A 22,392-nucleotide genomic window follows, 5' to 3' on the forward strand; every position below is an offset into this window, starting at 1 on the left:
ATCATGATTCGAACGCCATTTGTCTTTTTATGTTTGTTTATAACGATGACTTCTGAAGTGTTATTATCCCCATTTTATCCGCAGTATTTCTCAGAAGCATTCGACTTAGAAGGAATAGAGATGACTTCTGTTTTTATCATTTCTTGCCGGCTCGTTGTCATTGTCATGACGCCGGTTTGGGGAGTCGTGTTAAAGAAATGGTCGATGAGGCGAGTCGTGTTATGTTCGCTTTTTATGACGGCTATCTTAAAGGTGATTCTAAGTGAAAGTACAACATTTTCAAGCTTTTTGACAACATCCCTTTTATTACTAGTGTTTCAAAGTAGTTTATACCTACTGTATCCCTATTTAGTAGGAAGGATTGAAAAACAAGAAGAGAAAGCGAGAAAAACAACTATTTATATTGTGGTCGTACATACGGCTATTATTGTTTCCAGTTTATTTGGAAGTGTCGTTATATCATGGGAAATGCCGCTTAAAGTGTATCAGTTATTTGCTTGTATGGATCTTTGTTTATTGGCTGTTTTACTTCGGACAAAGCGATCGTCATCAGTTGTGCCAGAGAATAACCAATCAACACACCTAAAAGCTGTGACAGAGCCAATTTTCTTTTATATGGTGGCTATCTTTTTCTTTCATCTGGGTCATAATGCCATTCGCCCGTATTTCACCTTGTTTGTAGATGAAAGATACGGGGTGAGCAATCAAGTAAATGCTTTAATATATGTTATGCCAAGTATTATGGCCGTTGTTTTGAAGTTATGCGTACCAATCCGTGTATTCAGTGGTCAAGTTATTCCACTGTTTTATATGGTGACAATACTTAGTGCGTTTACTTTACTTATACAAGGGTCTATTGATAGTCTAAGTATTTTTATCATGAGCCGGATTTTATATGGAGCCGGTTTTTATCTTAGCATGGTTGTGTTAGATATCTATTTATTTCGCCAAAGTCAGGCAGCCGCTACTTATTATTACAGTTGGTTAATTGCCGTGCAAAATGTGGCACTTCTGTTTGCTCCGTTGGTAGCATTAACCGTGAGTAGAGCAAGTTTTTATGCACCTTTACTGAGCGGTGCTTTGTTATTAGTCGTAGCCGTAGGTGTAATGACGATACGAAATAAACCATTAGAACTTTTTAAACAAGTAAAGGAGAATGAAGGATGAATATTGTCAAAACCGATCTTTCTATGTTTACAAAACAGTCGTGGGAAAAAGCAAATCAACAGTTGCTTGCAAAAATGCTGCAAGAGTTTATGTATGAACAAATTATTGAACCAAAGGAAATTCAAAAACTATCGGATATGACGATGTATCAATGGGAAGATCAAAAAGGAGTGATGTACACATATCAAGCAAAAGAAAAGTTATTTGATAGCTTTTATGTTCTTTCTGACACGATACGAGTAACGTCTGAAGGTCAAGAGGTTGGACTTTCCAAAGCGCTACAGCTATTAATTGGATTGTCAGAAGAAAAGGGAATGACCAACTCGACAGCAGGACATTTAGCCAAAGAGTATTTTCATACATTAGTTGCCGACTTACATTTGCAGAACAGAAAATCCTCAGATGAACTGGCTGAAATGGATTATGCCGAGTTGGAAGGTGAAATGACGGGGCATCCGTGGATTACATATAATAAGGGAAGAATTGGTTTTGGCTATGATGACTATATCCGATTTGCTCCAGAACAGAAGAATCATATTCAGCTGTCATGGATTGCTGTTGCTAAACAAGTGAGTTCATTTCAATCGTTGGCCACGTTGTCATTTGAAAAAGTGATGAAACAAGAACTAAGTGAAAATACACTGAAATCATTTGCTAATCAACTGAATGTACGTCAATTAACACTGAGTGATTACTATTATATACCTGTTCATGAATGGCAATGGATGAATGTTATCGTTCCACTTTACGCAGAGTATATTTCCAGTGACCTCATTGTACCGCTTGGAGAAAGTGAGGACAGTTATTTACCCCAACAGTCAATCCGAACATTTGTGAATACGACTCACCGGGAAAAGTATCATGTGAAGCTACCGATGAGTATTTTAAATACGCTTGTTTATCGGGGGTTGCCAAGTGAACGCACCGTTATTGCGCCTCAAGTAACGGAACACATTCAAGGAATTCGAGAACAAGATGCATTTTTAAAAGATACGTGCAAGATAGGATTGCTTGGTGAAGTAGCAACATTAAATGTAAGTCATCCAACGTTTACAAAAATTCAAAGTGCGCCATATCAATATTTAGAAATGCTTGGTGTTGTGTGGCGAGAAAGTGTCTACGAAGAGTTAGGCGAAGGAGAGCAGGCGATTACATTAGCGGCTCTTTTACATGTCGATCATTTAGGGAAGGCGCTTGTGTCAACATACATTCAAAAAGCTGGTTTGACACCAAAAGAGTGGATAGAAGCCTTGATGAATGCAGTATTGCCGCCACTGCTACATTATTTATATCAATACGGCACTGTCTTTTCACCGCATGGCCAAAATACAGTGCTTGTGTTAAAGAATTTTAAACCAGTTCGGATTATTATGAAAGACTTTGTAGATGACGTAAATATTAGCGACCAGCCGTTTGACGAGTTACGTTCTTTATCTGAAGGGTTGAAAACTGTTTTAAGAAGTGAAGATCCAGAAGGATTAACGCAGTTTATTTTTACGGGTCTATTTATTTGTCATTTTCGCTATTTAGCGACGATTTTAGAAGAGCATGAAGGCGTAACCGAACAAAAATTTTGGGGCAGTGTTCGGAATGAGATTTTACGCTATCAATCACAATTTCCACAGTTACGAACGCGATTTGAGTTATTTGATTTACTTCGTCCTACAGTGACAAAATTAACGTTGAACCGAAATCGAATGTTTGACTATGGGTACGAAGATGACGGAGATCGTCCTCATGCAAGTGAATACGGCAAGGTGCGTAATGCGTTACATGAAGTTAGTATGTTGGTGAAATAATCTTAATGTTAAATTTCTTCAATAAGAGGCTGTCTCAAAGGTATTAAATTGGGACAGTCCAACTTTTTAGAGTGGGTGAAAAAGCTCTTTTGAAAGGGATTTTGCAGGAATGGAATGATATCACGTAGAACGTCCAGGCAGACATTGTGGTGTTAGACATGCCGTTGCTAGATACTACTCAATTTAATAATCTAAGTGCAAAATAGCACTTAAAACAAGTGCAAATTACCGTCTAAAGTGACACCCTTTTCCATTTGGATTGGGGCGTGTTCAGAAAAGGACGAGTTTTGTTACATAGTAAATTAGAATTCAATGTTTCATATGCAAAATTCAAACCGGATTGGTAATAGATTCACTTAAATACATTGCTACAACAGAAACCGCGATTGCGATGAAATAATACGTAACGATGACCTGAGCCGGAGTAAACTTTCTTCTTTGACTGAATTTAGATGATTTCATGCGTATTATATCATTTCGACAATGAACAAAACTTATATCTCATTGTAAAAAAAAAGTAGGAGAAGATAGTTTAAACTATCTTCTCCTACTTTTTTAATTAAGCAGATTGTTCTTTTTTGTTTTGTTTTAGTCCGATTAAATACCCACCAATTGCAATTCCTAATAATACAGTCCAGAATACTATTGTCCATCCTGTAGAGTGTGGGAAATGTTCATCTAATATTGCTACTTTAGGATGAGCAAGTACCATGACAGTTAATTTAACTCCTACCCAACCTACGACTAGAAAAGCTGCAGTTTCTAGTGAAGGCATTTTCTCTAATAATCGAACAAATTTATGGGCAGCAAATCGCATAATTACAAGTCCCATTACCCCACCAAGGAACATAACAGAGAACTGACCAGCATTAATACCACCGATATCAAAGTTACCTAAATGTGGCAATGTCACTGCTATCGCTACAGCTGCAAGCATTGAATCAATTGCAAACGCAATATCTGCAAGCTCGACTTTTAACACAGTCACCCAAAAACTTGATCCTTTTTTTTCTAGCTTCTCTGTATTTCCAGTTTCCAAACGCTTTTCTTCTTGTTCTTTATGTTTCCGTTGATCATAAATATGTTTAAACGAAATAAATAGTAAGTATGCAGCTCCAATTGCTTGTACTTGCCAAATGTTTACCAATATAGTAATCATAAATAAAGCTGCGAATCTAAATACGAAAGCCCCGATTAAACCGTAAAATAATGCTTTCTTCTGTTGCGCTTTTGGTAAATGTTTTACCATTACAGCCATAACAACTGCATTATCTGCTGCAAGTAAACCTTCCAATCCAACTAGAACTAATAATACCCATCCGTACTCCAATAATATTGCTAAATCCATATGTGCATTCTCCTTTTTGCATATAAAAAGACCCTTGCCTAAAAAAGGCAAAGGTCTCGCTAAGCAAATTTAATAGTTTACTATCATAACCGATGGCAAAAGCCATGTATTGACGACTATGAAATAGGTTTCCCCATAGCTACTCCCCTTTGACGAATGTCAAAGTGTATTTATTTATGTAGATTAGTGTAGCACATGAATAATATAATTCAAAGGAAAACTACTTGGTTTTTATATGAAATGATTTATCTTCTTAATGTTCATTATAAAAACAGATCTATAATTATACTAAGAAAAGCACAAGCGCCTATCTCTGCGGTGTGGCAGGCAAATGGGGAATCGCGAGGAGGTAGCTCCTCAGCCACCACAAGCGCTTTTGTTTACGACGAGCTTGCGCTATACAGATACTTAGTAAAAGTTTTATATTTTCTTATCTACTGAAAAAGGGTCTTCAATTGAAGACCCATCCACTATTTATTTTTGGAATTTTCAGAAGTCTAATACCCGACTACTTAGTTCTACATTCTTCACTTTATATGTGGTACCAGTCATATATAGTCTTTTTGATAAAGGATTTAAAAAGTAGTTTAGTTATATAAGAACAAATAAAAGATATTACTATTTAACGTTAAATTTTATAAATTTAATATCACCTCCTATAAGGATTTTCAATATGTTACATTATAGCTTTGAAAATGTACTTGATTAAGTGAACTTTCTCCAAAAGAAAGTTAGAAGTTACAGATTAATGCCATTCTTGATAACATCGAAAAATGCAGAGAATGGGTAGAAAATATGTATTTTAGGATACTAAACCATGATGAATATAGAAGGTTATTTGCAGAAGTATTGAAAGAGGTTAATGTGCAAGTCCAGTAGACGATAGTTAACTTATTAAATGATATTAAGAATGAAGACCCTGTGAATTTCTAGGACAAAGTCGAAGAGGTAAAAACAACTTTGTATAACTAACGGGTACAAAAGAGTTTCCCTGCAGCTGAATGCAGCTTTTGTAGCATCCGGGTAATAACAAAGTAAAGCATGATTCTATAACAGAATCATGCTTTTTCTATACCGGTCCTTATTTTTTTTTCAATTTTTTTGCTTGTTTCAAGGCTGAAGAAACAAAACTTTTCGCCTTTTCCCTGTTTTTTTCATCTTTCAGCAGGTCGCTCGCTTTCGATATAATCTTTTTTGAATTGTCTTTAAGATTCAAGATCACGTCATCTCCTTTTTTATCTATAATTCTTTTGTAAAGAAAATGATTCAGTTTCTCACGGGATATCCTGTTTTTTCGTAGTAACTTAATGCAAGTTTTATTACTTCGAGTATTGCATTGGGTAAAACCTGTAATAGCACAATTAATAGAATCCGTTTTTTGGAAATTATTCAAAATGGTTTCTATCATTGTTATTTAGAACATGATGACGAAGAAAATTTCATGGGCTTTGATTAAAGTAATTTCTGGCGAATAGCAATTTAACATAAAATAGAAAACAACCGAAGGCAGCCTTTTATTTAAGCAATAGACGTTTATATTATAAAACTAATTTAAGTGGTTTGAATATCCAGATATTCATCACTAATTTCACCAACAATTTCTTCTAAAATATCTTCCATTGTTACCAAACCCGCAGTATTACCTTCTTTATCTGTGACGATTGCCATATGAACCCTGTTTTGTTGCATCTTAGACAGTACTTTCTGGATAGAAGTTGTTTCAGGGAAACGCGGCATTTCGTGAATAAACGATTCCGGTTTCTCTGTTCTTCCAGCTGCCATGCTAGTCAATAGCTCTTTCGTATTAATAAAACCGATTAGCTTGTCTTTGTTTCCGTCTTCTGTCACCGGATAACGCGTGTATTCATGGTCATCTAATGCCTCAAAAAATTCGGATTTCGACAGGTCTTTGTCCACAGTTACAATTTCTGATCGCTGTATCATGATGTTTTTCACAATCCTGTCGTCAAACGCAAAAATATTTTTAAGATAGGTCAATTCGGTTTGATTGATCTCGCCGCTTTGGAAGCTTTCAGCCACGATTAATTTCAACTCTTCTTCTGAATGAGCCTCTTCATGCCCAACTGGCTCTACTCCGAATAGTCGTAAAAAGACTCGTGCAGCACCGTTTAGTAACCAGATGAACGGATTCATTACTTTTCCGAACCAATACAGCGGGGGAGCAAGTAGCAAGGTCATTTTTTCTGCGTATTGAATAGCCAATGTCTTTGGTGCCAATTCTCCAATCACCACATGTAGGAACGTGACTATTGCCAGTGCGATGGCATAGGAAAGTGCAGTCGCCAATGCTTCTGGAACAGCAAAATACTCAAATAATGGATGCAGCATTCTTTCAACAGTCGGTTCACCCAATGCACCAAGACCTAAAGCCGTTACCGTAATTCCTAGTTGGCAGGCAGATAGGTAATAGTCCAACTCGTTCGTAACTTTCTTTGCGAGTGAGGCCTTCTTATTTCCTTCTGATATTAATTGGTCGATTCTTGACATACGCACCTTTAAGATGGCAAATTCAGCCCCAACGAAGAAAGCGGTCAAGAGTATGAGCAATGCTATTAATAACAAGTTTATTATGGTTTGTCCATCCAAATTTTCTCCCTCAAGAGAGGGATTCACCTCCAGTAATGTTTAACTCAGTTGTATCAAATTACCTTTTTGTTAAGTCCCTTGATGAAATATAATCCGCTTTATTTGTTGATTATCCATTTCAGTAACCGTCCATAGAAAGTTATCTTTGGAGATTATATCACCCGTATGAACTTCTCCAGGGCTTTGGGAATAAATCCAGCCCCCAATGGTATCGATATCTTCGCTTTCATCAAAAACTAAACCAAAGCGGTCTTGAAGATCTTTTAAGAGTACACGGCCATTGATGAGGTATTGCTTTTCATCAATCTTACTGATATCCGGTACTTCGTCAGCATCGAATTCATCGCGGATTTCACCCACAATTTCCTCTAGAATATCTTCCATAGTAATCATGCCGGCAGTTCCGCCATATTCATCAGCTACTAAAGCGATATGAACATGGGTATTCTGCATTCTAAGCAAAGCATCCTGTAGTCCAGTGGTTTCAAAAACAATAGGGAGTTTCCGTATGAATTCTTCGAGTTTTCGCTTCCGTCCAGCTACAATATGGGGAAGCATCTTTTTGGCACTGACAAAACCGAGGATAAGGTCTTTGTCCCCATTTTCCGATACCGGATAACGAGTGTAGTTGTTTTCATCCAAAGTTTTAATGATTTCATCTAATGGCATGTCTTTATCCAGGGTAACCAGTTCCGTTCGTGGAACCATGATGTCCTTGACCATCCGTTCATCAAATGTGAAGACATTCTCCATATAGGATAGTTCAGTTTGATTGAGAGCGCCACCCTCGTAACTTTGGGCCATAATGATTTTCAGTTCCTCTTCCGAGTAAGCCTGTTCATGTCCAGCAGGTTTAACGCCAAATGATTTTAACAGAACGCCTGCTGATCCGTTCAAAGTCCAAATAAACGGCTTCATGATTTTTCCAAACCAGAAAAGCGGTGGCGCGAGAATCAAGGTCATTTTTTCAGCATATTGAATGGCCAATGTTTTTGGGGCCATCTCCCCAATAACGACGTGTAGAAACGTTACCAGTAGAAAGGCAATGGCATATGAAGCCGCGGATGCTATAGCATCGGAAACAGCAAAAAAATTAAAGATCGGGTACATCAGACGTTCAACAGTAGGTTTCCCCAATGCCCCTAATCCTAGAGCGGTAACTGTAATACCTAGCTGGCAGGCTGATAAGTAATAATCTAAATTAACAGCCACTTTTTTCGCAAGTACAGCCTTTTTGTTTCCTTCGGCGATCAATTGATCAAGCCGAGACATCCTAATCTTTACTACGGCAAATTCCGATCCGACGAAAAATGCCGTCAAGCCAATCAAAATCACTAGTAAAACTAAATTTAATATGATAATTATATCCACTTATATTCCCTTTAAAGGGATCCACCTCCAAATTAATTACATCAAAGTCAATAACGAAGCAATCGACATCAACCGTGTTTCTAGCGTTTTATGAATGTTTACTTTTAAGTGAGTAGGAGCATCTTTCAGTTGTTCTTCCAACCGTGATAATTTTTTTTGTAAACAATCAAATTCCTCGTAAACTTCCTTCATCAAGAGTTCGATTTCTAGATTTTCACCTGTGACTAGAACTTGTTTGATTTCAGCAAGAGTCATGCGCTGTTTTTTCAATAGTTGAATTCGTTCAAGTGTCTGAAGGACAGTGGTAGGATATAGCCGGTAGTTGGCTTCAGAACGCTCAACAGGAAATAACCCGCATTTTGTGTAGTAATCGACTGTCCGAGTTGATAATCCGCTAAGTTTTGCAACCTCTCCAATATGCATTAATTCCTTCCCAATGCAAGCGCCTCCTTTTATTTGTTAAGAGAATAATATCACAATCAACTAAAAAGCATACAGTGATACGTCCTGCTTTGGGAAAGAATTCACTCGTTTTCTGAAAATATATGCATACTTTTGACATAATGTTTCGCTAATTGAGAATTAATAGGAAGCAATATATACATGACGGACATAGCATCAGGATTCAATAAGATAAGAATTAAAAGAAGCGTTTACTAGAAAATTAAATGAATTTTATCCAATAATGTTGGAGGATCGTTATTTTTACTAAATGGTGCTTGAGTTCAAGTAGTTGTAAAGCTTTTTTTATTGAACTCAAGCAACTGCGTTAGTCGAACAAGCAATTTGGTGATAAACTTAAAAAACGGTAGTGAAGTCATATAAAAAATAATCCGAATTTTGTTAAGAGCGATATAGAATCCCTAATAAAGTAATTGGATAATGTAGTTTTCTTCAACGCCAATGAAGGGAGAGATTATATGGAAAACGACTGGGACAAAGCTATTGGTTCTTTTTCCAAAATTAAAGTTTTTTCAAATCCAAATAACGAGCCTGTAACCATAAGTGGTGATGCGGATGATTTGAAGTGTATAGGTGTCGGGACAGATGCGGCCGTTTTTCAATCTCTTTCCGCCCCAGCTTATGCATTTAAATTATATGCCAAGGACAAAGTAAACAAAGTAAAAGTTGAAGCAAATGTTTATCATATATTAGGAGATTCCCCCTTCTTTTCAACATGTTTTGCTTCATACGACGAATACCTCGTTTTAAGTTACGAGGAAGGAAAAACTCTCTTTGACTGCATTCTACAAGGTATTCACATTCCAGAAAGTGTTGTAAATGAAGTGGAAGATGCAAGAGAATATGTTCGGAGTAAGGGTCTTAACCCACGTGATATCCATTTGAAAAATATTTTACTACAAAACGGAAGAGCAAAAATAATTGATGTCTCTGAATACACACTGCCAGGTAATGATTTTCGGTGGGAGCATCTAAAAAAAGGATATGAGCAATACTATCATTTAATAGATGGAAATTCTGTTCCGTTTTGGTTAGTAGAAACTATTCGAAAGTGGTATAACCAGCGGGGGGGAAATTCTTCTTACGAGGAGTTTACAAAAACTATTTTAAAACTTCTGTATAAAAAATAGGTGAACTAGCTCTATTCAAAATATTTGTACAAGAATTCAGCTTATTGAACTCACGGGTAGCGTTTGTTAAAGACTCGAAGCACGAAGTATCCGAAGTAAATGTTGAAATTAGTCTAAAAATAAAAGGACCATCACTACCTTTCTACTTGAGAAAGGTAGTGATGGTCCTCCTAACATAAAGGCTCAATTATGATAAAATGTTTGATATGAAACTTCTCGGTATTACACCTATTAGTTCCTTCTCATGGTGAGAAGAAATACGTGAAATGAATTTCTTCTATTATTTTGTTATAACTATAATGATTCTTCATACTCCCTGACTAACTTATAAAAAGTCGTCTTTTTCACACCAATTTCTTGCATTGCTTTCACTGCCGTAATCTCTCCCGATTTCCAGCTAGCATACGCTTCTTTAAACTCCTCAGTGACCGTAACCTTTGGACGTCCAAAAACTGTGCCATTTTGCAAAGCCACATCAATTCCTTCACGCTGCCGTTTTCGTATTCGATCGCGTTCTTCTTCAGCCATCCATGAAAGAATTTGTAAGACAAGATCCGCAATGAATGTCCCTAAGCTGTCCTTATATTGGGTCGTATCGAGTAATGGCATATCCATCACAACAATATCTGCCTGAATGTTTTTAGTAATATCATTCCATTCGTTCAAAATTTCTTCTTTGTTCCTACCAAACCGATCAAGTGAGTGAATATAAAGTACATCATTTTTTCGAATGATTCGTTTTAGCAATTGATATTGTGCTCTTTCGAAATCTTTCCCACTTTGTTTATCCATGAAGATGTCTCGTTCACTTAGACCCAATTTTTTCATGGCCTCTAACTGTCGTCCTTCATTTTGATCTTTGCTGCTGACTCGTATGTAACCAAATTTTTTATTATCCATTTTATTACTCCTCATTTGGATTTCTTTCTATTATTCTACCAAAAGAGTTCGCAAAAGTATGTAAGAAAACGTGAACGTTCATAAAGTTAATTTATAGTTTAACGGACTATAGAAACGATTAAATATGAGTAATTTAAAGCAGTTCGTAAAAGTGTAATTTTACGAACGGTTAACTTGATAAAGTATTTGAGATTCTGAAAATAGCAGTCCAATAGGCTATTTTTTAATTGAAAAACTTCATGCGGAAATTGACAAGTATATCGGGTGCTGATATACTATAAACATCTTATATCGGGTTGCGATATAACGTGGACTGATATGTTTAGGAAGGAGAGATGAACGTTGGCAGAGAGCAATGAACACCAACCTTTAACTGAAGCCGTTTATTATATCTTGCTGGCTCTTCATACACCGATGCATGGATATGGGGTTATGCAGTTTACCAAGGAAATCAGCAATGGACGGTTGAGTTTAGGACCGGGAACTTTATATGGAGCGATCAAGACGATGTTGGAAAGAGGATGGATTCAAGCCCTTGAAACAGAAGCTGACAGCCGGAAAAAGGAATATGAAATAACACTTGCCGGAAGGAAAGTTGTGCAGAACGAAATTGATCGGTTGCAGGAATTGGTAAAAAATGGTAATTCCATAACAAGGGGTGAGTAGGGTGGCGATCAAAAAATGGAGACTTTTCATCAATTTTGAAAAAGAAGAGCAATGGCTGAATAAAATGGCTGCCAAGGGTTTGAATGTTATCAGCTTTAAATTTGGTCGCTATACGTTTGAGGAAGGACCTCCCGGCGAATATATCTACCGCCTCGAATTATTGAAGGGAGAGCCGAAAAGCGAACAAGTCCGGGATTACTTGCTCACTATGGGAGACTACGGAATTGAGTGTGTGGATACCTACAATAACTGGGCATTTTTCCGAAAAAAAGCAACAGATGGACCATTTGAAATTTATTCAGATTTCGAATCTAAAGTTGATCACTACAAGAGAGTTGCTTATTTGCTCGGTACGGTTGGAGGAGCGAATCTTTTCATCGCATTGTTTAATGCTACTCTATCGCAATTTAATATGTATTTATCCTTCGTAGGTTTTTTCATCTTTATTCTCTTCACACCAATATTTATTTCGTATCTACGAAAAATTAAAGAGTTAAAGAAAGAACAGGCGCTTTATGATAAATAGATTATGTGTTTAGAACCGTATTTTTGTCATTGGTTATTGTATTTTCACAATTAAAAGATTATCCGATTTACATATCAGACGTTATCAGAAGCTGTTTAAATACAAAGGGAGAGAAGATGCGCTTTGATTAGCATCCACTCTCCCTTTTTTTTTATAAAAGTTTACTTTTACGAATTGGTTTAATGAATAAACTTAAAGCTTCTTCAATTAAAATGTAAATGTGTTTGTCCTGAATAACAGATTGCAGCTTAAATACTTGATGAATATCAGTTCGCAAGTCAAATAAAACAATCTTTCTTTCTACCTTTAAAGAAACGTTGTTTCCTTCTTTTATTCCTTTCTTGGTGTGTATTGCAAAATACAACAGGTTTATTTACTATAAAAATGAATGTGTTTAAATAGACTTTAAAGAAACAAAAAAATGGATAACTTTACATTGAATACTGTAAAGTTGGATGTGAAAAATAGCACTTAAAATCAGTGCAAATTATCGCCTAAAGTGACACCAACCGCTTGTCCAAAAGAAATAATTTCAATCAATCTCTTGATCCTCCCTACATCGTAAATGTAGGGAGGATCAAGCTTTACTAGGAAGAAAATTAGAATGTCCTTGTCTTTATCTTTATTAATACAATTTCATCAAGGAAAGTTTGTTTTGCGTCCAAGCATAAATGAAATATTTATTATAAGTAATTACTGGTAAAATGATAGAGATTAGATTAGATTATTTTGTTGTAAACAAGGTATAGTTTGTAGTGACTAACAAAAACGATTCGGGTTCATTTGAAATTATTATGAGTAATGTATTAAAGCTTCCAGGAATAAAAGTAGATAGAAAAGAGTTCTTGGCAAAGAGTTTTTCAAATTATGTTTCTTCCGATATATTAAGTAAGGTTTTAGATAAAGGACCTGTGGAAGCTAATGTTGATATAGCAAAAAGCGGTAGAGGGGTATGTATCTTTAGCTACTGCAACGGAAACAGACCTTTTAAATGAATTCTTCCCCGCTAATTTGGAAATTGATACAAACTTAAAATTCGAGGTTTTCAACGTACAACACTTAGGTAACGAAGAAGATAGAACAGAAGACTTACTAGAGCGTATTAAAGAAGACCCTATGGTACTAATGCAAAAAGGGTTATTAGGTTACGTTGATGAGCACGAATTTTTGGCAACAATTCGTCCGAACGAAGAAGCCCTAATTTTGGGTGAAAATTAGTATACCACCAATCGACTTTAAGGAGGTGATAAACATGTCTGAACGAAGACACCGTAGACGTAACACCCCTGCATTTACAGTTCTGTCTTATTTTACATTCGCAGCAGGGGTAATCCTCTTTTCAATCGGGTTATATAACGCTGATAATTTAGAACTCAACGAAAAAGGTTACTACATTGCAGTAATGATGTTAGTAGCAGTTGGAGCAATATTAACACAAAAAGTAATCCGAGATAATTCAGAGGATAACGACATTATTGAGGAACAAGAGCGTGAATTCAACATGAAGGTAAAGGAAAGCGAAATGAGAAATAAACCAAATCGTCAAGATAAAGAAGTCATTTAAACTTAGGGTGTCCAAGTGGCACTCTTATTTTATGCTTAGGTTATAAGGTGTAGTTAATACAAAAGAGTTTAATTTACTTGTTTTGTATTTAAACAACTCAATAATGTTAATTTTTCTAGTATTGAGTTTATTATTGATAAGAGGGATTCAACCGTTCGGGTACTATTTTTCTTCATCATGATTTTATCGGTGTTTAATGCGGGATTATTGACGGAAAAATATATTCAAACAAGAAAGAAGAAATAACTCTTATTCAAGTAACGGGTGCTTTACTTCAAGAAGTAGTGAAGCCTATTTCTTATTGAACTAACGTCGCAGTTTAGTGCAACATAATAAAGAATTATTCTTTAAAGGTTATGAGGAGTGAAATGATGAAAGTCAATGACTACAATATGGTTTAGAAGCATTGTGAGCAATGCTGTACAATCCCAGTTATTTCATAAAACTTTGCATATTACTTTTTCGTTGTAAATCCACAAAAGTTTGGCGAGAATCCAAAAAGATGGCGTAATTTTGTATTGATTAACTTGTGGCCGCACACTCGTGACTTTAGTCTTGGGAGGTTCAATAAACCCAGTTAAAAATGCTGATTTTAATAGAAAATCATAGCCCCAACTTTGAACAAAGATTGGTCAAAAAGGGGCTGTTTTTCATAATTGTATGGAGCTTTTTGTAATAAAGTTTGATTATTTCAGAAAGCGAATTTTACACTAACGAATCGTTAGTCACCCGCGGTAAGCCATTTTTCTTTAAAATCGATTGCAGGGAGTGGGCGGCTGAAGTAATAGCCTTGAGCGTAATCACAGCCAATCCCATCTAAGAAATGATATTCTTCTTGGCCTTCTACACCTTCAGCGATGACTTTCAAATCAAGTTCTTTTGCAATTGCTATTATAGTTTTTACTATAGCTTTGTTCCCATCGTCTCGATTCATTCCAATAACAAATGATTTATCTATTTTCAATGAATCAAGTGGATATTTATTCAGATAGCTGAGCGATGAGTACCCTGTTCCAAAGTCATCCATTGATAGACTTATACCAAGTTCTTTTAATGCATCTAACTTTTCAATCATCGCTTCTCCATACATCGCAATACTCTCAGTAATCTCTAGCACAATATAGGTCACATCAAGTGCAGTGTTTTCAATAGCGTTTTTCACCTTCTCAAAAAAAGTTGGATCGAGTAACTGCCTCACAGATACATTAATGTTTACTTTTAATGACTTATATCCTTCTTTTTTCCAACGAGTATTTTGTTCAAGTGCTGTATTTAGTACCCAGTGACCTATTGGAATAATCATTCCTGTCTCTTCCGCAATTGAAATAAATTCATCCGGTGTAACTTGTCCAAGTGTTTCGTTATTCCAGCGTATAAGAGATTCCATCCCTACGATTTCATTTGTTTTCAGATCCATAATAGGCTGATAATAAAGTTCAAACTCTTCATTATCTAGTGCTGTTCGTAATTGTTTTTCAATCATCATTTTCCTGTAAAATTCTTGATGCATTTCTGATGTAAACAATTGAAAGTTATTTTTTCCTCTTTCTTTCACATAGTACATTGCGGTATCTGCATTTTTTATTAATGTATTAACGTCATCCCCATCATTTGGAAAGATGCTAATTCCAATACTTGGTGTAATGAAGTAATCACTACCATCGACTAAAAAGCTGTTTCTAAAATTTCCTAATAAATCTTTAGCAAAAGCTTCGCTATTTTTCGCGTTATAATGTGGAAGTAAAATGGTGAATTCATCTCCACCGAGACGATAAACCTCTGCACAATTATGTCTTTCCTTTAGTAAGTTTTCAATACGTCTTGATACTTCTATTAATAAGAGATCACCGACATCATGTCCGAGTGTATCATTGATGTATTTAAATCGGTCTAAATCGATAAACATAATTGCATTCTGACTTGCCTCGGCTTTAGCTTTTTCTAGAAGGTTAGTTAAGTCCTCATTGAACATTCTTCGATTCGGTAACCCTGTTAAGGCATCATGATTGGCTTGGAACTTGATTTCATCTTCATATTGCTTTCGTTCCGTAATGTCTGTTGATACAGCAAGTAGCCCTGAGCGATCATTTATATTGATAGGTACTTTGACAGTCTGTAACCAAATTACTTCTCCCGATGCGGATGTAATGGATTCCTCTCTAATGAAGAGTTTTTCTGGTAACTTTAATAAATCATTCTCTTGATTGGTGGTCTTTTTCTCTACAAACTTGTCTTTTTGTATGTCATAGTCAGTTTTCTCAACCATATCTTGAATGTCCCATCCCATTAACTGAGCATATGACTGATTCATAAGTGTATAACGGCCATTTTCATCTTGAGCATATATGTAGTTTGGGTTTAAATCAATGACTTGGAATAGAAATTTCTTTTGCTCAGATAGCTTCTTATTCATGTTATTTACTATATCAAGATGCATTCGGCTCGAAAGGATTAATATGGAAAGAGCATAGACTAGCAATGCAATCGAACTTGGGTACAATCTTGTCCATGGAACCATATTTAAGGTGCCTATTGCAAATCCAATTGACGAAAAGACACTAAAATAAACTAAAAATGATCGTATACTCTTATTTTGTACATTTAGACTAATCAACAAACAGATAGTCATGCTAACTATAAAAAGAATAACATTGGAATTAAAAATCCACGATAGCTCTCCATAAACAGGAAAGTAAAATATATTAGAACCAATTTGCATTAGTTCTAATCCACTGACCCCTTTATGACTCCATCCGCTTATGTAAACAAGAAAGGCCAACCCATAGGATAATAGGACAGTAGTTCGATTTACAAAAAACCGCCACTTCATTTTTAAATCATTTGGCAATATTTCTTGAACAATTGTATACCCTATATAGAAAATCGTTGGCGTTATCATAATAGAGCCAAATCGAAAGAGTTTGAAAAAGAACTTGATGGTCTCTTCTTTAAATAGATTATAAGAATACAAAAATGCAACATCTAATTGCCAGAATGATATCATTAGAAGAAATAGAAAAATAATTTTTGATAGTTTATTTTTTTCAAATAAAACTAATAGCGTAATTCCAACACATATGGGAATAAAAGATAACAAAATTAGAAAAATAACAAACATGTAATGTGCCTCCTATGTATGTGTCAGTAATAGACAAGCGTTATTCCCACTACTACCATGAGTAGTTATGCATACGGATTCTACAGCTTGATACCTTGTTTCATAAACAATCGGTACGTCTTCAAATCCATTCCCTTTTGTTTTAATCGTAGGAGGGATAAACCCGTATTCCATTGACAGCAGGGATGAAATGATTTGCATTGCTCCCATTGCACCAAATGTATGTCCAATCATTCCTTTTATTGAAGTGATTGGAACGTCCAAACCAAAAGTTTCCATAAGGATAAATCGTTCTATCTGATCGTTTGTTTCTATACCAAGTGCCTGACTGTTCACATAGCTTGGTTTAGTATTTCCAACGGCTTCTTGAAACACTTCGAGCATATGTCTACCAGTTATATCAGAACTTAATAGTTTTTGCCCTTCATTTCTTGAAATGACACGTTCAATTTTTCCGTATATCTTCTGAGCACGTGCCTGTGCTGATTGTCTACGCTCTAAAACGATTAATCCAGCACCTTCGGATAAAACAAAGCCACGATGCTTTTTTGAAAATGGGACTCCAGCTTTATCGATAGAGATCTCATTTGATAGAGATCTTACTTTTTTAAAGCCATTGATTGTCCATTGGCCTAAAGGGGAATCTGTTCCTCCCACTATGCAAGCATCTATACTACCATTCTCAAGTAGGAGTTTCCCAATCGATATTGCATCTAGACTTGCAGTACATCCAGTTGTTAATGTGAAGGCAGGCCCACTAGAACCAATCGCTTCAGCAACAGAACCTGAGACTGTGTGTGAATCAGCGAATGAAACCCCCTGAATTGGGGTTTTTTTAAAATCAAAAAAATCAGTAGAGTATTGTTCAATTTCAAGAATTGCGCCAGCGGCTGTTCCTATAATTACAGCAATACGGTGTGGCTTAAAATAATCTAAATTCGACATTATAGATGCATCCATTGCAGCAGCAATCGCCATTCTTACAAAACGCGGATATCGTTTATAATTTTTTCCATTTATCTCTAGGAAATTATCCTCTATCAAACCCGCAACGATATTAGTGTGAGGCTGATTATCATTTTTCAAAATGCTCTGTGTACAGATACCTTTATCTAATACATTTAAAAAACTAATTTTATCATAAACACCAGGAGCTTTAATGCCATACCCTGTAATTACGATATCGTCCAAAAACATCACCTACAAAATTCGACTTTATTTTATTATATAGACATAATAAGGGGAAGTCTATGTTAATGAGCCTTAAGACCTGTTAAAGTAGTTCATATATAGATGCCTAATGCATTATAAGATTCACAAGCAGGAATTACGTTATTTTTGCTATCAATTCCTTTCTTTGATAAAGGGAAAAAGAAATAGCCTTCATTCTCAGAATAAGTGCAGAGACCATTAAAGCACTTGATACTTTCAAACCATAGTTCAATCGCCAAATCGCCAATTAAGTCCATCACTATTTTGTTGAAGATATAAGCTTTCTTAACCTTGTTTTAGTGGTTCTAGTATACATCCGATTTGTTTATTATTTATTTTTCAATTGTATTTGTAAGTCATGAAAAATTTAATAACAAAGAGATTAGATTAGATTGGATTTGAAGCATAAAACATTGCCCGTTTATCTTCCTTAGTTTATCATGTTCCTTCACGTATGAGCTGCACTCACGGCTGGAATCTCATCTAATTTCCACGGTGTATACTCTTCTTTAAACTCCTCAGTAGACTATCTAGTAATGGAGTGGGCTTAACGATTATTCCGGAATGTGTTATAGAACGAGATAAAATTCAAACAGAAGCAAATCTCTTTACACTAGGGAATCCTGTATTTAAAAATCAGATGGTTATTAGCTATTTGAAAAACACACTACTGTCACCAGCAGCAACTGCTTTTTTACGGATCACAAAGGAAAAACATTTGCGATTTTAACTGGTAAATGAGACATTTACTTTCAGTACGATGAAATCGAATGATATATCAGGACTTGCGCCAGTAAAAGTGACTTCTTAAAAAGTTTCCATATCTCAGATGTTATAATGAACTTTCTTATAAAGTACGACAAACGCGGATTACCTTTAAAATGTTGATCTAATAAGCTTTAAAGCATAACACCTTCCTTAATTGGAGGGTGTTTTTTTGTTGGAACTTTCGGTTTTTTTAGCTGTTTTTTAACAGGTGGACGGGTGTTTTATTGATTCTTTATTTTATTTGAAAGATTAATACCAGCTTCTTCAATTATCCGGATATTTGCTTGTACTTGTTTTTTTGTACCGATTATTTCCAGTGCAGCAATTGTTTCATTTTGTTTGTTTTTTACTGGCACAGCGATAGATGAAATTCCAAGTCGGTTATCATCGTGACTTTCAATATACCCATTTGTTTGTAATTGAGAGCGTAGTTTCGAAACCGTGGATTGTTCTTGAACAAATACCGAAATGTCAGTATCCCTTTTACTTAATAACAATACTTTTCCTGCACTAGTGCTAAGAAAAGAACATTGTTTTCCAATATAAGAAAATTTACTGAAGAGATGATTATCTACTTCAATCGCATTTAGATAAAAAGTAGATTCTTGAAATATAATAGCTAGCGATGATGATAAATTTGTGCGTAAGACAATTTGTTCAAGGATGTCTTGTGATAGGTGAAATAGGACCGTGTTTTTAATGACTACAGACTCTAATACACGAAGGGAAATACCTAACCGATATTTATTAGAAAGAGAGTCTTTTACAACAAATCCTTCTGAACGCAATGTTGTTAATAAGCGATGTACTGTGCTCGGTGCAATAGATAATTTTTCAGCTAATTCGTTTAGTTTATATTCAGGTTTTTCAACAGTGAAAATATTCATTAGTCGAAGTGCATTTTCTAACGATGAATAATTTTCTTTTTGCATATTCATCTACCTTCCACTTCTTTTTATATATCCAAGTTTTTCGGAAATTATTTTACTATATGTAACCAAATCATTTATGTGATTTAGTGTAGTTACTTTATTACTAGGCCCTGTTATGGAGATAGCTGCAATTACACTTTCAGAAAAGTCTAATATAGGGGCAGCGATACTCGTAAGACCATCTGATAATTCATCGGTACTCACTGAATATCCTTTTTTTATGATTATGTCTAAATCTTTTTTTAATTCTTCGATTGTTTGAACAGTTTTGGAGCCAAATTGTTCAAAGCCATTATCATGTATTTTTCTTAATAATTCTTGTTGTCTTGGTGCTGACTTATATGCTAATAATACTTTGCCACACCCTGTACAATAGGCAGGATTTCGTTTTCCAATATGTGATGCCAACCGAGTAGAAAACAAACTATCGAGCTTATCCAGATATAAGACATTTGTTTCTTCTAATATCCCTATATGAATGTTTTCATTGTACTTTTCCAACAATTCTAATAAGACAGGTCGTGCCTCCTTATAAATTTCCATAGTTGTCGTCAGTACACCGGATAATCGAACAATTGCTAAACCTAGTCGATATTTTTTAGAAATAGGATGCTTTTCTAAATAACCATAGGCTGTTAACGTATTGATTAACCTTTGCGTATGACTTATATTTAATGACTTTTCTTTTGCTAGTTCAGTTAAGCTCCATTCTGGAGAGTTGTCGGTGAAAAGTTGTAATAGTTGCATCGCATTTTTAACTGTATGTATGACGTATTTTTCATCTACATTTTTCACTGTATGTAGAATGTATTTTTCATCCATAACTATTCCTCCTTACTATTTTAGTGAACAAGTTAATATTAACGATTTTACTACAATATGGATGGGATTGTTATACGTCGATAAATTTCACTTCAGAAAAAAATGTATCAATAATGTGGGATCATTCTATTTGAATTAAATAGATCACTTTTTATACAAAGAAATCAGATTTTATTGAAATTATAAAAAGATGTCATATAACAGAATAATAGCATTTATATATGACAAAACAGTGTGATATTATGAAGCCTAGGTAAAAACAGAAAATTCAAAAAGGGGTTGAGTGTTTTGGAATTACAATGGGAAAGTGCAAGTTGACAGGGAAGAAGCGGGGAAATTAAGTTTTTCAATTATGGGATTAGTCGAAATGATAATAAATGTTCTATCATATTGCGGAAAAAATGTCAGCGCTTACATTCTGGAGCGATTGCTATGTGTAGACAGAGATGATTGTAAAGTTTTATCTCATATATTGTAGGAGAAGCGGACAGGGGATAGTAACACTTGAAATAAAGAGTTGTCTGTCCAATATAGTAAATTTTTTGATATAACAATCGTTATTGAAGATGTAGCAAATTATTATGAATGTTTAAAAGGGGAGATTTTATAGTATGACATCAATCAAACAATCCATTGAAAGTACAACAATTAGAAAAACAATGCTACGTATATTACCGTTTACCTTTTTATGTTATGTAATTGCGTATCTAGACCGTGTGAATCTAGGCTTTGCTGCTTTGGAAATGAATGCGGATCTTGCGTTAACTGCTGAAGTTTTTGGTCTATTGTCAGGTATATTCTTTATTGGATATTTCTTATTTGAAGTACCGAGTAATATGATTATGCATAAGGTGGGAGCAAAGGTTTGGATTGCTCGAATTATGATTACATGGGGAATCATAACTATAGGTACAGGATTTGTACAGTCAGCTACACATTTGTATGCTGCTCGTTTTTTACTCGGAATTGCTGAAGCAGGGTTTTTTCCAGGTATTATTCTATACTTTACTTATTGGTTTAGAAGTAAAGAAAGAGGGCGTGCTTCCTCATCTCTTATATTAGCTTTACCAATTGGTACAATTATAGGTGCTCCATTATCGACCTGGATTATGGATAACATTGCCTGGAGTGGAATTGCTGGTTGGAGATGGCTGTTTATTCTGGAAGGAATTCCAGCAGTTATATTAGGTGTTATCGCGTTGTTTTACTTAAAAAACCGTCCAAGAGATGCTAAATGGTTAACAGATGAAGAAAAAAATTGGCTTGAAAATGAGCTCGATAAAGAAAGACAACAAAGCCTTGTTGTAAATAAAGCATCTAAATTAGCGATGGTTAAAGACTCAAAGGTATGGAAACTAGCTCTTATTTATTTTGCTAATTATTCAGCTATGTATGGTCTTAGTTTTTTCCTTCCAAGCATTATTAAATCATTTTCCACGGGTTCAAGTAATATGGAAATTGGCTGGTTAACAATTATACCGGCAATAGTCGGGATCCCAGCGATCTTGTTTTTCGGATGGAGTTCGGATAAAAGAAATGAGCATAAGAATCATTTGATAGTAAGCTTCCTCATTGCAGCAGCAGGTTTTATCGCGTGTGGATTTGCCAATAGTACAACGACATTGATTGTAGCAATTACATTTGCCGCGATTGGATTATATGGCTTTTGTGGTGCCTTTTTCTCCTTTATGACCCTATTTTTCACGGAAACTACAGCACCAGCCGGCATTGCAATGGTTAATGCATTCGCAAGTTTAGGAGGCTTTATTGGGCCGATGATTTTCGGGCAGTTAGCCATTTCCAACGGGATGTTCTTAATTGCTGCTCTAGCTATTCTTGCTTGTGTGATCCTACTAACGTTTAAACAAACTGGATTAAGTGGTGAAAGCAGAAATGATAATATTGAAATAACGACGGTTAATCAAAATGTGAATATAGAAAAAATCGGTTAATTAGTAATATTGGACGAATAGCCAAAAACATTTAAGATATCCTCATGA

Annotated in this window: 19 protein-coding genes and 1 pseudogene; 10 read left to right on the plus strand and 10 right to left on the minus strand. The window is 35.3% G+C overall.

The genetic code is table 11. The features are described 5' to 3' along the window. Positions 1 to 3: 3 nt before the first annotated feature. The 3 genes and pseudogenes from C7437_RS14635 to C7437_RS17225 form a co-directional block, all read left to right on the plus strand. A complete protein-coding gene (locus C7437_RS14635; RefSeq protein ID WP_111440688.1) occupies positions 4 to 1,167 on the plus strand; it encodes an MFS transporter in 1,164 nt (387 codons plus the stop codon). Beyond that, complete coding sequence (locus C7437_RS14640; RefSeq protein WP_111440690.1) at positions 1,164 to 2,966, plus strand: IucA/IucC family protein; 1,803 nt, start codon at positions 1,164 to 1,166, stop codon at positions 2,964 to 2,966. Before C7437_RS14635 ends, C7437_RS14640 begins: the two co-directional genes overlap by 4 nt. Before the next feature lie 92 nt (positions 2,967 to 3,058). After that, positions 3,059 to 3,157 (plus strand): annotated as a pseudogene (locus tag C7437_RS17225) (recombinase family protein); the annotation flags it as partial. 139 nt (positions 3,158 to 3,296) lie between these two features. Here the strand turns inward: C7437_RS17225 and C7437_RS17360 are convergent. The 5 genes from C7437_RS17360 to C7437_RS14665 all read right to left on the minus strand — a co-directional run bounded on the left by C7437_RS17360 (position 3,297) and on the right by C7437_RS14665 (position 8,715). After that, entirely contained in the window at positions 3,297 to 3,428 is a 132-nt protein-coding gene (locus C7437_RS17360; RefSeq protein WP_281269977.1) for a hypothetical protein, read from the minus strand. Between the two features lie 97 nt (positions 3,429 to 3,525). After that, entirely contained in the window at positions 3,526 to 4,314 is a 789-nt protein-coding gene (locus tag C7437_RS14650; RefSeq protein ID WP_111440692.1) for a TerC family protein, read from the minus strand. A 1,551-nt stretch (positions 4,315 to 5,865) separates the two neighbouring features. Then, positions 5,866 to 6,921 (minus strand): hemolysin family protein, encoded by a 1,056-nt coding sequence (locus C7437_RS14655; RefSeq protein WP_111440694.1) that lies wholly within the window; start codon positions 6,919 to 6,921, stop codon positions 5,866 to 5,868. Between the two features lie 69 nt (positions 6,922 to 6,990). Beyond that, entirely contained in the window at positions 6,991 to 8,292 is a 1,302-nt protein-coding gene (locus C7437_RS14660; RefSeq protein ID WP_111440696.1) for a hemolysin family protein, read from the minus strand. Between the two features lie 36 nt (positions 8,293 to 8,328). Further along, a complete protein-coding gene (locus C7437_RS14665) occupies positions 8,329 to 8,715 on the minus strand; it encodes a MerR family transcriptional regulator (protein WP_111440698.1) in 387 nt (128 codons plus the stop codon). A 497-nt stretch (positions 8,716 to 9,212) separates the two neighbouring features. On the opposite strand from C7437_RS14665, the gene C7437_RS14670 reads away from it, so the two are divergent. Further along, entirely contained in the window at positions 9,213 to 9,884 is a 672-nt protein-coding gene (locus C7437_RS14670; RefSeq protein WP_111440700.1) for a serine/threonine protein kinase, read from the plus strand. Positions 9,885 to 10,178: 294 nt separating this feature from the next. Here the strand turns inward: C7437_RS14670 and C7437_RS14675 are convergent, their stop codons facing one another. After that, a complete protein-coding gene (locus C7437_RS14675) occupies positions 10,179 to 10,784 on the minus strand; it encodes a recombinase family protein (protein ID WP_111440702.1) in 606 nt (201 codons plus the stop codon). 342 nt (positions 10,785 to 11,126) lie between these two features. Here C7437_RS14675 and C7437_RS14680 point away from each other — a divergent pair, with 342 nt between their 5' ends. The 5 genes from C7437_RS14680 to C7437_RS14705 all read left to right on the plus strand — a co-directional run bounded on the left by C7437_RS14680 (position 11,127) and on the right by C7437_RS14705 (position 13,540). After that, complete coding sequence (locus tag C7437_RS14680; RefSeq protein WP_245909306.1) at positions 11,127 to 11,450, plus strand: PadR family transcriptional regulator; 324 nt, start codon at positions 11,127 to 11,129, stop codon at positions 11,448 to 11,450. 1 nt (position 11,451) lies between these two features. Next, complete coding sequence (locus C7437_RS14685; RefSeq protein WP_111440704.1) at positions 11,452 to 11,976, plus strand: DUF2812 domain-containing protein; 525 nt, start codon at positions 11,452 to 11,454, stop codon at positions 11,974 to 11,976. Positions 11,977 to 12,731: 755 nt separating this feature from the next. Beyond that, positions 12,732 to 12,971, plus strand: coding sequence for a hypothetical protein (locus C7437_RS14695; RefSeq protein ID WP_111440708.1), 240 nt, complete (start codon positions 12,732 to 12,734; stop codon positions 12,969 to 12,971). A 16-nt stretch (positions 12,972 to 12,987) separates the two neighbouring features. Further along, the gene (locus C7437_RS14700) at positions 12,988 to 13,194 is read left to right on the plus strand and encodes a hypothetical protein (protein WP_111440710.1); all 207 of its coding nucleotides are present in this window, start codon (positions 12,988 to 12,990) and stop codon (positions 13,192 to 13,194) included. 34 nt (positions 13,195 to 13,228) lie between these two features. After that, positions 13,229 to 13,540, plus strand: coding sequence for a YiaA/YiaB family inner membrane protein (locus tag C7437_RS14705; protein ID WP_111440712.1), 312 nt, complete (start codon positions 13,229 to 13,231; stop codon positions 13,538 to 13,540). A gap of 721 nt (positions 13,541 to 14,261) precedes the next feature. Here C7437_RS14705 and C7437_RS14710 read toward each other — a convergent pair. From C7437_RS14710 to C7437_RS14725, 4 genes are all read right to left on the minus strand, one after another. Next, positions 14,262 to 16,658: an EAL domain-containing protein gene (locus tag C7437_RS14710; protein WP_111440714.1), complete on the minus strand. Its 2,397-nt coding sequence runs from the start codon at positions 16,656 to 16,658 to the stop codon at positions 14,262 to 14,264. A 12-nt stretch (positions 16,659 to 16,670) separates the two neighbouring features. Further along, entirely contained in the window at positions 16,671 to 17,849 is a 1,179-nt protein-coding gene (locus tag C7437_RS14715; RefSeq protein ID WP_170122386.1) for a beta-ketoacyl synthase N-terminal-like domain-containing protein, read from the minus strand. A 1,010-nt stretch (positions 17,850 to 18,859) separates the two neighbouring features. Next, positions 18,860 to 19,576, minus strand: a complete 717-nt coding sequence (locus C7437_RS14720; protein ID WP_111440718.1) for an IclR family transcriptional regulator — start codon at positions 19,574 to 19,576, stop codon at positions 18,860 to 18,862. Next, positions 19,577 to 20,392: an IclR family transcriptional regulator gene (locus C7437_RS14725; protein WP_111440720.1), complete on the minus strand. Its 816-nt coding sequence runs from the start codon at positions 20,390 to 20,392 to the stop codon at positions 19,577 to 19,579. 611 nt (positions 20,393 to 21,003) lie between these two features. Between C7437_RS14725 and C7437_RS14735 the strand changes: the two genes are divergently transcribed. Continuing rightward, complete coding sequence (locus C7437_RS14735) at positions 21,004 to 22,344, plus strand: MFS transporter (RefSeq protein ID WP_111440724.1); 1,341 nt, start codon at positions 21,004 to 21,006, stop codon at positions 22,342 to 22,344. Positions 22,345 to 22,392 lie beyond the last annotated feature (48 nt).

The sequence above is a fragment of the Psychrobacillus insolitus genome, assembly GCF_003254155.1.
GTDB classification, from domain to species: Bacteria; Bacillota; Bacilli; order Bacillales_A; family Planococcaceae; genus Psychrobacillus; species Psychrobacillus insolitus.